This window comes from Galbibacter sp. BG1 (genome assembly GCF_013391805.1).
In the GTDB taxonomy this organism is placed as follows: domain Bacteria; phylum Bacteroidota; class Bacteroidia; order Flavobacteriales; family Flavobacteriaceae; genus Galbibacter.
On sequence record NZ_CP058364.1, the window covers coordinates 2,263,554 to 2,277,148 of the forward strand.

Sequence of the window (13,595 nt, forward strand, 5' to 3'; positions counted from 1 at the left end):
TAAGATATGGACGCTTTAAGAAAAAAGTTAGATCAACTAAAAAAGCCTTTTAATAAAGGTGAGAAGTGGGAGAAATTTGCTCCTGCAATTAATGCATTCGATACCTTTTTGTATGTGCCAAATCATACAACAAAAGAAGGAGCACACATTCGAGATGCAGTAGATTTAAAAAGAACAATGATTACCGTTGTGTTGGCGTTACTTCCCGCGTTATTCTACGGAATTTACAATGCAGGATACCAACATTTTTCTCAGCTTGGGGAAGCATTTACTTTTTGGGATGCTTTTGCTCACGGAGCTTGGAAAATCATTCCAATGGTGGTGGTTTCCTATGCAGTAGGACTTGGGATTGAGTTTGTATTTGCTATTTATAGGGGTCATGAGGTGAATGAAGGTTATTTGGTAACCGGACTTTTAATCCCGATGATCATGCCCGTAGATATGCCACTTTGGATGGTTGCAGTATCGGTAGCTTTTGCCGTTTTAATCGGGAAAGAAGCTTTTGGTGGTACAGGAATGAATATTTTAAACCCAGCGCTTACAGCTCGGGCTTTTGCTTTCTTTGCATATCCAACATTTATGTCGGGTAACAAAGTATGGGTTTCAGAAGCTTCGAATGTAGATGCTATTTCTGGGGAAACTATTTTAGGAACCCTTGCTGCTGGTAAAGATGTGGCTTACAATTCTTGGTCGATGTTCTCTGGGGCTATACCAGGGTCTATTGCAGAAACGTCTACTTTACTGATTTTGGTAGGAGCTGCTGTTCTTATCTTAACTGGTGTAGGTAGCTGGAGAATTATTTTAGGAGGTGCCATTGGGGCTGCTTTTATGGGATTTTTATTCAATCTTTGGAGCGCCAACGAATTAATGGCTTTTCCATGGTACCAACAATTAATTGTAGGTGGATTTGCATTCGGACTTGTTTTTATGGCAACCGACCCTGTGTCGGCAGCGCAAACGCTTAAAGGAAAATGGATCTACGGAATCTTAATCGGAATCTTCAGTATAATGATTCGTGTGTTCAATCCGGCATATCCAGAAGGTGTTATGTTGGCCATTCTTTTAATGAATGTTTTTGCACCAACAATCGATCACTACGTGATTCAATCTAGTGTAAAAAGAAGAAAGAAACGTTTATCTACCGTAGCGGTAAAATCAGCATAATTATGAACAGAGATAGTAACGCATATACATTTATATTTGCTGCAATTATGGTTGTTGTGGTAGCTTCAGCATTGGCTTTTGCTGCTACGTCTTTGCAACCTATTCAAGCAAAGAATGTAAGAATTGAGAAAATGCAAAATATTCTGGCTACTATAGGGGTAGAAGCTTCCAAAGAAGAAGCACAGGATACCTATAATAAGTATATTAAAGAAGAGGTTGCATTAGATAAAAATGGAGAGGTTAAACCAGATGTAAGTGCATTTGAGATCGATCTTGCTAAAGAATTGAAGAAATCTGATGATGAGCAGAGCTTTCCGCTTTATATTGCAGATGTTGAAGGGAAAAAATATTATGTAATTCCGCTTCGTGGATCTGGACTTTGGGATGCAATCTGGGGATATATCTCCCTTAAAGATGATATCAATACGGTTAAAGGAGCAGTTTTCGATCATAAAGGGGAAACACCTGGTTTAGGAGCCGAAATTACACAAGCTTGGTTTCAGCAACGTTTTGAAGACGAAAAGATTTACGATGACTCTGGGAATTTTGTAGGGGTTTCTGTGGTAAAAGGATATTCCGGAGGAAATGATAAAGACGATAATGCTGTAGATGCAATTTCTGGAGCTACAATTACTGGTGATGGTGTTACAGATATGATTTCAAAAAGATTGAAATACTATCTTCCATACCTAAAGAAACAGAATGTTAACGTCGCTTTAAACTAAATTATAATGGCTGATACAAAAAACAAAAAAGAAAAATCACCAGTGGTGCTTTTTGTTGCTGAAGAAAAAGAGCCGCTTTTATCTAAAAAGAACAGAAAATTATTATCAGATCCTTTAAATGATAATAACCCAATTACAGTACAAGTATTAGGGATATGTTCTGCGCTTGCAATTACAGTGCAATTGAAACCTTCTATAGTGATGGCTATTGCTGTAATGGTGGTAATGGCGTGTAGTAACGTAATTGTTTCGCTAATTAGAAACTTAATCCCAAACCGTATTCGTATCATCGTTCAATTGGTGGTAGTGGCAGCCTTAGTAATTTTGGTGAACGAGGTATTAAAAGCTTTCGCTTACGATGTGAGTAAAGAACTTTCGGTTTTCGTAGGGCTTATTATTACCAACTGTATTGTGATGGGACGTTTGGAAGCTTTCGCTTTGGGTAACGGTCCATGGAAATCTTTCTTAGATGGAATTGGGAACGCAGCTGGTTATGGTTTAATACTTATCATTGTTGCTTTTTTCCGTGAACTTTTAGGTTCTGGTAAGTTATTAGGTTTCGAAGTTCTTGGGCATAAAGGAGCTACTGTTGCAGAGTCTACAGGACTTTATGCTATGGGGTACGAAAATAACGGACTTATGTTATTGTCGCCAGCTGCCTTATTGGTTGTGGGTGTAATTATATGGGTGCAGCGTTCAAGAAATAGAGAACTAATCGAAAAAAATTAAGCAACACGCTTTTCAAAAAACATTAAAAAATGGAATACGTAAACCTTTTTGTAAGAAGTATTTTTATTGAGAACATGATTTTTGCCTATTTCTTAGGGATGTGTTCTTATCTGGCTGTATCCAAAACAGTAAAAACGGCTGTTGGTTTAGGAGCTGCGGTTATATTCGTTTTGGCCATTACAGTGCCAATAAACTTTTTACTGGATAATTATTTGTTAAAACCTGGTGCTTTAACTTGGTTGAGTCCAGAGTACGCAAACATTGACCTTAGCTTCTTAAGCTTTATCATGTTTATTGCGGTTATTGCATCTATGGTACAATTGGTGGAAATGATTGTAGAAAAATTTGCTCCTGCACTTTACGGAGCTCTTGGTATCTTTTTGCCGCTAATTGCTGTAAACTGTGCGATTCTTGGGGGATCTTTATTTATGCAACAAAAAGACTTCGGAGGTGTATCAGAAGCTGCCGTTTATGGATTGGGATCTGGTGTTGGTTGGTTCTTGGCCATTCTTGCCATAGCAGCCATTAGAGAGAAAATTACTTATTCAAATGTTCCCGCTCCATTGCGCGGACTTGGAATCACTTTTATCATAACGGGACTTATGGCGCTTGGTTTCATGAGTTTTATGGGAATTAAATTATAAATCTTATCAGTTAAAAGCATATGGATTATTCAGTAATCATAGCAAGTTTAGTAGTATTTTTAGCACTTATATTTTTATTGGTGGTAATTTTATTGGCAGCGAAAGCGAAACTTGTTCCTTCGGGTCCTGTTACCTTAAAAATTAACGGAGAGAAAGATGTAGAAGTTTCTTCTGGTGGAACATTGCTTTCTACCTTAGGGAATAATAAAATATTCTTGCCATCTGCCTGTGGTGGCGGTGGAACTTGTATACAGTGTAAATGTATCGTAGAAGAAGGAGGAGGGCAAATACTCCCTACAGAAGAGCCACACTTCACCCGTAAGGAAATAGCAGAAGGTTGGCGTCTTGGTTGTCAGGTGAAAGTAAAACAAGATATGGTTATCGAAGTACCTGAAGAGGTTTTCGGTATTAAAAAATGGGAAGCAGAAGTGGTTCGTAACTGGAACGTTGCTTCTTTTATTAAAGAGTTTGTAGTGCGTATTCCAGAAGATATGGATTACCAAGCGGGAGGATATATTCAAATTGAAATTCCACCGTGCGAAATTAAGTACGAAGATGTTGATATTACAGCACACCCAGAGGAGCACGACGATCCTAAGAAATTTCAATTGGAATGGGATAAGTTTAACTTATGGCCGCTTGTAATGAAAAATACAGAAACAGTAGAAAGAGCCTACTCTATGGCTTCTTACCCTGCTGAAGGAAGGGATATTATGTTGAACGTTCGTATTGCTACCCCACCATGGGATCGCAACAAAAACGGATGGATGGACGTAAATCCGGGGATTGCTTCATCTTATATCTTTGCTAAAAAGCCTGGTGATAAAGTAGTTATTTCTGGACCTTACGGAGAGTTCTTTATAAACCACAGTGAAGCAGAAATGCTATACGTTGGAGGGGGAGCTGGAATGGCGCCAATGCGTTCGCATTTGTATCACCTTTTCAAAACCCTAAAAACGGGAAGAAAAGTTACTTATTGGTATGGTGGGCGTTCTAAAAGAGAGCTTTTCTATATGGAGCACTTTAGAGAATTGGAAAGAGAATTCCCTAACTTTAAGTTTTATATTGCCCTTTCTGAACCTTTGGAAGAAGATAACTGGAAAGTTAAAGATAGCTTAGATGCTGAAGGAGATGGTTTTGTAGGGTTTGTTCACCAAGTTGTTATTGATAACTACTTGAATCATCATGATGCTCCGGAGGATATAGAGTTCTACTTCTGCGGACCTCCATTGATGAACAAAGCGGTTGAAAAAATGTGTGACGATTTTGGTGTTCCACCAGAAAACGTACGTTTCGACGACTTTGGAGGATAAAAGTTAGAAATAAATTTTTATAGATATAAAAAAGACCATTTAGTTGAACTAAATGGTCTTTTTGTTTTTAAATGTTGTCTTGTCCTCAAATACATGTATTTATATTTAACGCTATAAAAAACTATATTGTTTTGTTTTTGAAATGGATGCTTCAGAATAAATAAAATAGGATCAGAAAGATTTACGTACTTTTGTTCGAAGATTAAGAAGCTATTCTAGTATTGCAATATTGAAGACTTAATATATGTCGCACGAATTTACAGAACAAGAATTACATAACTTAGCCATGAACGTAGTTGGCAAGGATCTGGAGAAACAAGGTTTCGAATTTATGTCTGTAAATAGTCAGCTCAAGAAAGACCCACAGTTTGTATGTCTAAAAAATAAAAAGCTTCACTTCGTCGTTGTAAAGGCAATTCTTTATCCTGAAAATCCTCAGAAATATAATGTTACCTTTATGGAAACCATGAAGGAACATGCTTTAAAATTTAAGGCACGAACTTATTTTGCTGGGGTAGGAATAGCAAATGCAAAAAATTATGAAGCACCGCTCAAAAAAGGGGAAAAATATATAATCAATTATAATGGTATTACAGAAATTTAATCAATTTTTTACATTTTGTCTTTTCCTAATTGTGCTTTCTACTGGCTGCTCTACCACGGATGAGGATGCTAATTACAAAACAGAACAAGGATATGCCTTGGGTACCACCTATAGCATAAAATACGAGGTAAAAAACGATTCAGTTAACCTTAAAAAACAAATTGAAGCTGTCTTTGATAGTGTAAACGCTTCTATGTCTACCTATTTGCCAACTTCTGATATTTCTGCCATTAACCGCGGCGATTCCACCATTGTAGTCGATAAATACTTTAGGGAGGTTTATACCACAGCTAAAGAGATTTGGCGTAAAACCAATGGTTTTTTCGATCCGACCATTGGAGCTTTGGCAAACGCTTGGGGCTTCGGTCCAGAGATGGCCATAAATGATATGAAAAGCGAAGAAGTGGACAGCTTATTAGAATTTACTGGTTTCGATAAGGTATTTATGTCTTCAGATAATAGGGTTATCAAGGAAAAAAAGAACATTTACCTAGACTTTAATGCTTTGGCCAAGGGCTATACGATTGATTTAATAGGGCGCATGTTTGATAGAAATGGGGTTGAAAATTACCTCATTGAAGTTGGAGGGGAAATCTTAACTAGAGGAAATAGTAAAAATACCAGTAAAGTAAAAAATTGGGTGGTTGCTATTGATAGTCCAATTCAAGACAATGAACAGCGTGTGTTAATTGCCAAAGTGAAGTTGGAAGATAAGGCCATGGCGACCAGTGGAAATTACCGCAAGTTTAGAATTGACAAAAAGACAGGGGAACATTACGTTCATATTATCAATCCGCTTACGGGGTATCCACAAAAAAGTAACGTTCTAAGTGTCTCGGTTGTTGCTAAAACATGTATGGTGGCCGATGCTTATGCCACTGCACTTATGGTAATGCCTTTGGATAAAGCTAAGGAATTATTAAAATCTACTCCTTCTATCGATGCATACATTATTAGTGCTGATAAAGATGGAGATCTTGTGGAATACAAAACCAGTGGTTTTCAGGAGCTTCTTTTGGATTAGATGAATCTATTGTGCTGGTTTATGGCAAACAGGTAAGATTTCATTAGGGTTTAAAGAGTATTTTTTAATTTCTTCGGAAGTTAATTTTGTTTGATAAGTCACTTCATCCACTTTAAACCCTACTTTTCTAAGCCGATCGAAGTAATCCAGGCCATATACCCTTACATGATCGTATTGGCCAAAGATTTCGGCTCTTTTTTGTCGGTCGGTTATACTGTCATCTTCAAAAGTTTCATTTCTATGGATATCTTGCGGAATTTGAAATATACCCCAGCCACCGGGCTTCATAACCCGATATAACTCTTCCATCGCTTTTTTATCGTCTTTAATATGTTCCAGCACATGGTTGCATAAAATTACATCGTATGCATTGTCTTCAAAAGGAAGGTTGCATATATCCGCTTTTACATCTGCCAAAGGAGATTCTAGGTCTGTGGTCGTGTAATCAATGTTCTTAAGCTTTTTAAAACGCTTAAAAAATGCTTGTTCCGGTGCAAAATGGAGTAATTTAATTGGGTCGCTAAAAAAGGTTGTTTCGTTTTGTAAATACAACCAAAGCAATCTATGGCGTTCTAATGAAAGAGTTCCTGGTGCCAATACATTATTTCGCTGTGTACCGTATCCGTAGGGCAAAAAAGATTTAAAACTTTTTCCGTCAATGGGATCAGTGTAAGTATCTCCTTTGTAAATGGTAACAATGATAGGTCTTATCCAGTAGCTTAATTTAATAAGCAAGGGTCTGGGAACGGTGTTTAAAATAAATTTAAAAAGCTTTTTCAACTTAAGTTTAGCTGTTTGCTATTAGGTGATTTTTAAACTCGTCTTCTTCATTGCTTTCTATTCCCAAAGCATCATAAATGTATTTAAAGGTAGAAAGAATTTCCGGTTTCCCGTCGATTAGAGCTACATCATGTTCGAAATGAGCGCTTGGTTTGCCATCTGCAGTTACAATGGTCCAGCCGTCCTTAAGTTGTTTTATGCGGTGTGTCCCCAAGTTTATCATAGGCTCTATAGCAACCACCATACCATCTAAGAACTTTTTACCACGCCCACGTTTACCGTAGTTTGGCATCTCTGGGTCTTCGTGCATTTTTTTTCCTAAACCATGTCCTACCAATTCGCGTACAACTCCGTATCCATTCTTTTCGCAAAAATCCTGAATGGCAAAGCCTACATCCCCAACTCGGTTTCCTTTTTTAAATTCACGAATTCCTATATACAAAGATTCTTTGGTAATTTCTAAAAGCTTCTTGGTTTCTGGTTCTACTTCCCCGATTTCAAAAGTATAGGCATGATCTCCGTAGAATCCATTTTTTAAAGCACCACAATCAATAGACACTATATCTCCTTCTTTAAGCGGGGTATCTGTTGGAAGGCCGTGAACAACGGCTTCGTTGGTGCTGGTAAGTAGGGTAGAAGGACAACCGTATAAGCCTAAAAAACCAGGCTCGGCTCCTTGTTCGCGAATGTATTCTTCTGCAATTTTATCTAAATATTTGGTAGTTACACCCGGCTTTAACTCGGTGGCCAACATTCCTAAGGTCTTAGAAACTATAAGCGCGCTTTCTCTCATGATTTCAATTTCCTCGAGTGTCTTTATTTGGATCATCTTGCGTATTTTTAAACTTGAAACTATCTTTTGAAACGTTAATCGCATAATAAGATGCAAAAATAAGTATTATTTTTTGTTTTGTAGTTCTTAATGCTTTCAGTTTGTTTTAAAACCAATAAAACGGAAGGTTCGGCATTTTTAGTTTCAAATGAGGGAAATGTACCAAATAAAAAATTATAAGGATGAATAGAAACTAAAAAAGGACTATCTCATGTACTGAAATAATCCTTTTTTATTGAATTTTCTAAAGAGTTTAGTTTTTCTGAACTTTCTTTTTGAATTTATCAAAATCAGATTCTCCTTTTTGTTCTGGCCAAGAATTATTATCGGTATCCACATCTGCCGTTTCGGCTTTTGGGTCTACCACAATTCCTGTAATTTCTTTATCGGTAGCCATAACCCTTTTTACCTCTTTGTCATTTTTTCTCCAGATCTCTACTGGATATCTAATCATTTCGGTAGTTCCATCGGCATAGCTGTATTCTACAATTAAAGGCATTGGGATTCCACCTGGCTTGGTAAATGTAACCTCATAAAAATACTTCGGAGTTTTCATTTTACTTCTTTCATCGGGAGTAAAATTATCCATAAGGTATTCGTTGAGGGACTTAAAGTTTTCTTCTTCAGATTTTTTGGAAACCTCATTTTTATAATCGTCGCTATCTTCAGCCACTAAATAAACAAGGTCCGGTAATTCTGATTCCGCCATTCCCCTCTGCTCCAAAATTTCCTTCACCTTTTCATTCGGAGTGGAAGAAACATGATATTTCTTAACACCTTCAACTCCTATGTCTACGTAATCTGTGGTGTAAAACCATCCTCTCCAAAACCAATCCAAATCTACTGCTGAAGCATCTTCCATGGTTCTAAAGAAATCTTCTGGAGTTGGGTGTTTAAACATCCATCTTTGGGCGTATGTTTGGAAGGCGTAATCGAATAATTCTGGCCCCATTACCGTTTCCCGTAAAATATTTAATGCGGTTGCCGGTTTTCCATAGGCATTTGCACCTAGTTGATACACGTTTTCTGGATTGGACATGATAGGGGCGATGTAATCTTGATCCCCTTTCATGTAATCGGTTATTTTTGAAGGTTCTCCTCTTCGCGATGGATATTTTCCATCGGGGCCAACTGCTTCAGGATATGTCTTGGCAAATTCTTGCTCGGTTAAATATTGGCAGAACGTATTAATACCTTCGTCCATCCATCCCCATTGACGCTCATCAGAATTTACGATCATTGGGAAATAATTATGTCCAACTTCATGAATAATTACACTAATCATTCCATATTTTACACGATCGCTATACGTTCCATCTTCGTTTGGACGGCCGTAGTTCCAACAAATCATTGGGTATTCCATACCTTGATTTTTGGCATGTACTGAAATTGCTTTTGGATAAGGGTAAGCAAACGTATGCTTAGAATAGGTCTTTAAAGTTTGTACCACAGCTTTTGTGGAATATTCTTCCCAAAGAGGGTTTCCTTCTTTTGGATAAATGGAAACAGCCATCACTGTTTTTCCATTGCTCATTTTAACGGCTTGTTGCTCCCAGATGTATTTTCTAGAAGTAGTAAACGCAAAATCCCGAACGTTTTCTGCTTTTAATTTCCACGTTTTTTGATCTGTTGAGTGTCCTTTTTCATTTTGAGCGGCCTCCTCTTCAGTAACTATAAAAACAGGTTTGTTAAAAGATTTTTTTGAATTCTCGTAGCGCTTAAACATTTTATCTGTAAGTACTTCTTTAGGATTTTGAAGTACCCCTGTACCATCTAAAACGTGGTCTGAAGGAACTGTTATGTTTACCTCATAATTTCCAAAAGGAAGAGCAAATTCGCCGCTTCCCCAGAATTGATGGTTCTGCCAACCCTCTACGTCATTATAAACGGCCATACGTGGGAAAAACTGAGCAATAACATAGTTTTTATTTCCGTCAGGGAATTCCTCGTATCCACTACGGGCACGGTCTACTAAATGATTATTTACGTTGTACCACCATTTTATTTCGAAAGAATACTTATCTCCAGGCTGCAAAGGTTCCGATAGATCTATACGCATCATGGTTTGATTGATGGTATAAGGGAGATTTTTGCCTTTGGTGTCTTTTACATGCTGAATATTAAAACCACCATCGAATGGCGCTTTGTAGTATTTGCTGGCAAAATTTGCGGTTTCTTCTGCTGGAGGGACTCCTTGTCCATCTCTTAATGGAGACTTAGAGTCATTAGCTCTTACATTTTGATCTAGCTGCACCCATAGGAACTCCAATTTATCAGGAGAATTATTGGTGTAAGTAATGGTTTCTACCCCATAAAGTTTCTGGGTATCATCGTTTAATTCGATGTCCATTTTATAATCCGCTTGTTGCTGATAGTAAGCCGGCCCGGGAGCTCCAGATCCTGTTCTGTACATATTGGGAGTAGCGAACTCCTCGTACATTTGTCTAAATTTATTAATGTTTGTGTGACCTTGCTGTTTTCTCTCTTTGCCTTTGCCGCCACCCTCTTCTTGGGCGAAAATGGCGCTAATGGACAAAAAGCAGCAAGCTGCTAATAGGTACTTTAATTTGCGCATATTATGTTTAGAAATGAATTAGGGTTGAAAAATAAATAATTTGTATTTTTTATAGGTTCAACGTTACAATTTTAACAAAGCTTTATCATTCTCTTTTACGAGCATAAAACTCTTTTTCTCATCTTTTACCGATATATGAACTACATTTTGTTGTTCGGGATACAGATCGAATAGCACACGGCTTTGAATGCTTATACTTTCTATTTTTTTAGGCTTCATTTTGGGAATTTCCAAGTAGCATTTCATAACGTCTACGTCGTATTCCTTTCCTATAAAGTTCCATGCTATTTCTTCTCCGTCAATGCGTACCACAAATTTATCCCTTAAGTACTTTTCTATATAGAAATCGGCGTTTTTAAGCTCTTTTTTGGTCATTAATTTGGTGTCAACCCCATAACGCTCCTTTAAAAGCTTTTCCATGTCGTCAATAAAATAACGGGAAATTATTTGTAAGGCTTGATCTTCTTCGGAATATTTTACATCGGTAACACTTACATAAAACTTATGAAAAATACCAAAGCTTAGAAGTGGAAGGATAAAAAGAAGGATGAAGTATTTTTTTGAGGATTGCATGCAGTTATAATTAAACGCGATGTTTTGTCTTACAAAAATAACCAATCATGGCCACTATGTGTTGCCCTCTATAAAATCTTTAACATTTATGATTCAAAACAAGTTTTTTAGGATAGATAGATTTGTTATTCTGAAGTTTTTAAGGCTTTAAAGTCTTTACTCTCATCTACTAAAAAATCAATTAACTCAAATTCGTTGTCTTTCTTCAGTAGGGCTTGAGAAGGTAATTTATCATCTAAATAATACAAAAACTCATCGATTTCATCTTGAGGGATTTTCAAATCTGTCACAAAGAACTCATCTTCATAAACCTGTCTAAGTACTTCACTTGGTTTAATTTCCCGAGTGGTTTTGGTTTCTTTGTTAGAATTGAAAATAGCTTTATAAATATTCACAAAATTGATACCGTACTGCATCCCTCGCTGACTTACTGGAATGGCATAATTTGTTACCGGGGTTGCTTTATCGGTATCATAATCCACTTGTTTAAACTCTTCGTTTTTAACCTTTAGGTAAGCCTCCCTGTTTTCTGGGGTGATAATAACTTGATCCAGTTCTGTAACTTTTTCGTCTACGGTAACCACTAGACGTTTGTTTTCTAAAATTTGATCGGTAATTTCCACGGTTTTAAATTGGTAATTAAGCGCTGTAAACGCGAGTTTGTCGCCTTTGTTTACCAAAATTTCAAATTCTCCATTATCATTGGTAATGGTAGCCCTTTCAGTATTAATATTTATAACGTTTTCATTGGCAACGCTAGTGTTTCCGTATAAAACTTTTCCTTTTAAAAGTTGGGGTTTTTGCTCTTGAGAAAGAGCAAAAAATGGAAATACGGCAACCAAAAATAATATAAGTGTCGTTTTTTGCATGGTGTAGTTTTGAAATTATAAATTAAGAGGTAATCTTGGCAACCAACAAGAAACAGTAGGTAAATTTTTGTTAAACTACTTTTTAAAGTCGAATAGATTCCAATAGCGATGTGTTATTTTTTAATCACCTTTAAGTCTTTTTTTGAGTTGCCTGTTTTTATATAAATTTACGAAAAATCTAATTGCAACGTATATGAAACCATCATTAAAAAAATTAATTATTGCGAGTACTTCTACCGTCCATGGAGGAAAATATTTGGGCTATATTAAACCTACCTTAGCTGATTTTTTTAAAGATACGGACGAAATTATTTTTGTTCCCTATGCGCGACCTGGAGGTATTTCTCACGACGAATACACCGCAATTGCACAAAAGGCTTTTGCTGAAATAGGAAAGAAAATTACAGGCCTACATACTTTCGATAATCCGATTGAAGCGTTGGAAACGGCAAAGGCGGTCTTTACTGGGGGAGGGAATACTTTTTTATTGGTTTCGCAACTGTACAAATTTGAAGTGATGCCATTTCTAAGGCAACGTATTTTTGAAGGGCTGGCTTATTTTGGAACCAGTGCAGGTGCTAATATAACCGGGCTTACCATGCAAACCACTAACGATATGCCCATAATTTACCCGCCCAGTTTTAAAACCTTGGGTGCTATTCCTTTCAATATTAATCCGCATTACTTAGATCCTGTCCCGGGAAATAAGCACATGGGTGAGACTAGGGAAACTAGAATAAATGAGTTTCATAAAATAAACCCACAGCCCGTTGTTGGACTCCGGGAAGGGAGTTGGCTGGAAGTAAAAGGTGACCGAATTTTTCTAAGGGGGGAGCTAAAAGCTCGTGTTTTTGAGCAAACCAAACCAGCTTATGAAATCGAGAGTGGAAGTGAGTTGCGGTTTTAGAAGGAAGTTTTGCTGTCTGTTTAATATTTATTGATAGCAAAAAGCTTTTTTTCTAAATTGGGACCATTTACACGATTTCCTTTTATTCAAACGTCTTCTTCGACTCTTCAGTTAAGCGCTCTATTTCCTGAAGTTCTTTTTTTGTAAGGTCTCGGTACTCTCCAACGGGGATATCTAAGGTGACGTTCATAATGCGAATACGTTTTAGCGAAGTAACATTGTAGCCTAAATATTCGCACATACGCCTTATTTGTCGGTTTAAGCCTTGTGTAAGGATAATTTTAAAGGTTTTGGCATCAATCTTTTCTACGTCGCACTTTCGGGTGATGGTATCGAGAATGGGAATTCCATTGCTCATCCGTTTTATAAAATCATCTGTAATAAACTTATCTACCGTAACTATGTATTCCTTTTCGTGTTTATTGCGCCCTCGTAGGATTTTATTTACGATATCACCGTCATTGGTAAGAAATATAAGCCCTTCGCTGGGTTTGTCTAGTCGACCTATTGGGAAAATGCGCTTTGGATAATTTATAAAATCGATGATATTATCCTTTTCCACGCGTGTGTCTGTAGTGCAAACAATCCCTACAGGTTTGTTAAATGCGAGGTATACAAAGTCTTCTTTTGGCTCTACAATAAGCTTCCCATCTACCCGTATTTCATCTTCCGAGCTTACCTTTGTTCCCATTTCTGGAATGGCTCCATTAACAGATACCCTGCGTTGTTGAATAAGTTTATCGGCTGCTCTTCGCGAGCAGTAGCCAACTTCACTTAAATATTTATTAATGCGTGTTACTTGCTTTTCCATGACTTTTTAAAGGTACGTATTTCCCATAAAAAAAGCCCAACATAG

General features: G+C 37.1%; 14 protein-coding genes. 8 read left to right on the forward strand and 6 right to left on the reverse strand.

The genetic code is table 11. The annotated features are described in order from the left end of the window. Positions 1-6: 6 nt before the first annotated feature. The 7 genes from HX109_RS09995 (at position 7) to HX109_RS10025 (ending at position 6,203) form a co-directional block, all read left to right on the forward strand. Positions 7-1,164 (forward strand): NADH:ubiquinone reductase (Na(+)-transporting) subunit B, encoded by a 1,158-nt coding sequence (locus tag HX109_RS09995; protein ID WP_178951577.1) that lies wholly within the window; start codon positions 7-9, stop codon positions 1,162-1,164. 2 nt (positions 1,165-1,166) lie between these two features. Next, a complete protein-coding gene (locus tag HX109_RS10000; protein ID WP_178951579.1) occupies positions 1,167-1,889 on the forward strand; it encodes a Na(+)-translocating NADH-quinone reductase subunit C in 723 nt (240 codons plus the stop codon). A 6-nt stretch (positions 1,890-1,895) separates the two neighbouring features. After that, positions 1,896-2,618, forward strand: a complete 723-nt coding sequence (locus HX109_RS10005; RefSeq protein WP_178951581.1) for an NADH:ubiquinone reductase (Na(+)-transporting) subunit D — start codon at positions 1,896-1,898, stop codon at positions 2,616-2,618. Between the two features lie 29 nt (positions 2,619-2,647). After that, on the forward strand, positions 2,648-3,262 hold the full coding sequence (gene nqrE / locus HX109_RS10010) for an NADH:ubiquinone reductase (Na(+)-transporting) subunit E (RefSeq protein WP_178951583.1): 615 nt from the start codon (positions 2,648-2,650) through the stop codon (positions 3,260-3,262). Between the two features lie 20 nt (positions 3,263-3,282). Next, positions 3,283-4,575 (forward strand): NADH:ubiquinone reductase (Na(+)-transporting) subunit F, encoded by a 1,293-nt coding sequence (gene nqrF / locus HX109_RS10015; RefSeq protein WP_178951585.1) that lies wholly within the window; start codon positions 3,283-3,285, stop codon positions 4,573-4,575. Positions 4,576-4,819: 244 nt separating this feature from the next. Continuing rightward, positions 4,820-5,179, forward strand: a complete 360-nt coding sequence (locus HX109_RS10020) for a Na(+)-translocating NADH-quinone reductase subunit F (protein WP_178951587.1) — start codon at positions 4,820-4,822, stop codon at positions 5,177-5,179. Continuing rightward, a complete protein-coding gene (locus HX109_RS10025; RefSeq protein WP_178951589.1) occupies positions 5,160-6,203 on the forward strand; it encodes an FAD:protein FMN transferase in 1,044 nt (347 codons plus the stop codon). The genes HX109_RS10020 and HX109_RS10025 overlap by 20 nt, the downstream gene beginning before the upstream one ends. 6 nt (positions 6,204-6,209) lie before the next feature. Here the strand turns inward: HX109_RS10025 and HX109_RS10030 are convergent, their stop codons facing one another. The 5 genes from HX109_RS10030 to HX109_RS10050 all read right to left on the reverse strand — a co-directional run bounded on the left by HX109_RS10030 (position 6,210) and on the right by HX109_RS10050 (position 11,832). After that, positions 6,210-6,983 carry a class I SAM-dependent methyltransferase gene (locus HX109_RS10030; protein WP_178951591.1) on the reverse strand — a complete coding sequence of 258 codons (774 nt, stop codon included), beginning with the start codon at positions 6,981-6,983 and terminating at the stop codon, positions 6,210-6,212. 7 nt (positions 6,984-6,990) lie between these two features. Then, a complete protein-coding gene (map, locus tag HX109_RS10035) occupies positions 6,991-7,812 on the reverse strand; it encodes a type I methionyl aminopeptidase (RefSeq protein ID WP_178951592.1) in 822 nt (273 codons plus the stop codon). A gap of 256 nt (positions 7,813-8,068) precedes the next feature. Then, entirely contained in the window at positions 8,069-10,390 is a 2,322-nt protein-coding gene (locus HX109_RS10040; RefSeq protein ID WP_178951594.1) for a M1 family metallopeptidase, read from the reverse strand. A gap of 63 nt (positions 10,391-10,453) precedes the next feature. Then, positions 10,454-10,963 (reverse strand): DUF6702 family protein, encoded by a 510-nt coding sequence (locus HX109_RS10045; protein ID WP_178951595.1) that lies wholly within the window; start codon positions 10,961-10,963, stop codon positions 10,454-10,456. Positions 10,964-11,088: 125 nt separating this feature from the next. Continuing rightward, positions 11,089-11,832, reverse strand: coding sequence for a carboxypeptidase-like regulatory domain-containing protein (locus tag HX109_RS10050; RefSeq protein WP_178951597.1), 744 nt, complete (start codon positions 11,830-11,832; stop codon positions 11,089-11,091). 193 nt (positions 11,833-12,025) lie between these two features. Here HX109_RS10050 and pepE point away from each other — a divergent pair, with 193 nt between their 5' ends. After that, positions 12,026-12,739, forward strand: coding sequence for a dipeptidase PepE (gene pepE, locus HX109_RS10055; RefSeq protein WP_178951599.1), 714 nt, complete (start codon positions 12,026-12,028; stop codon positions 12,737-12,739). Positions 12,740-12,821: 82 nt separating this feature from the next. On the opposite strand, the gene rluF is transcribed toward pepE, so the two are convergent. Next, positions 12,822-13,550, reverse strand: coding sequence for a 23S rRNA pseudouridine(2604) synthase RluF (rluF, locus tag HX109_RS10060; protein ID WP_178951600.1), 729 nt, complete (start codon positions 13,548-13,550; stop codon positions 12,822-12,824). Positions 13,551-13,595 lie beyond the last annotated feature (45 nt).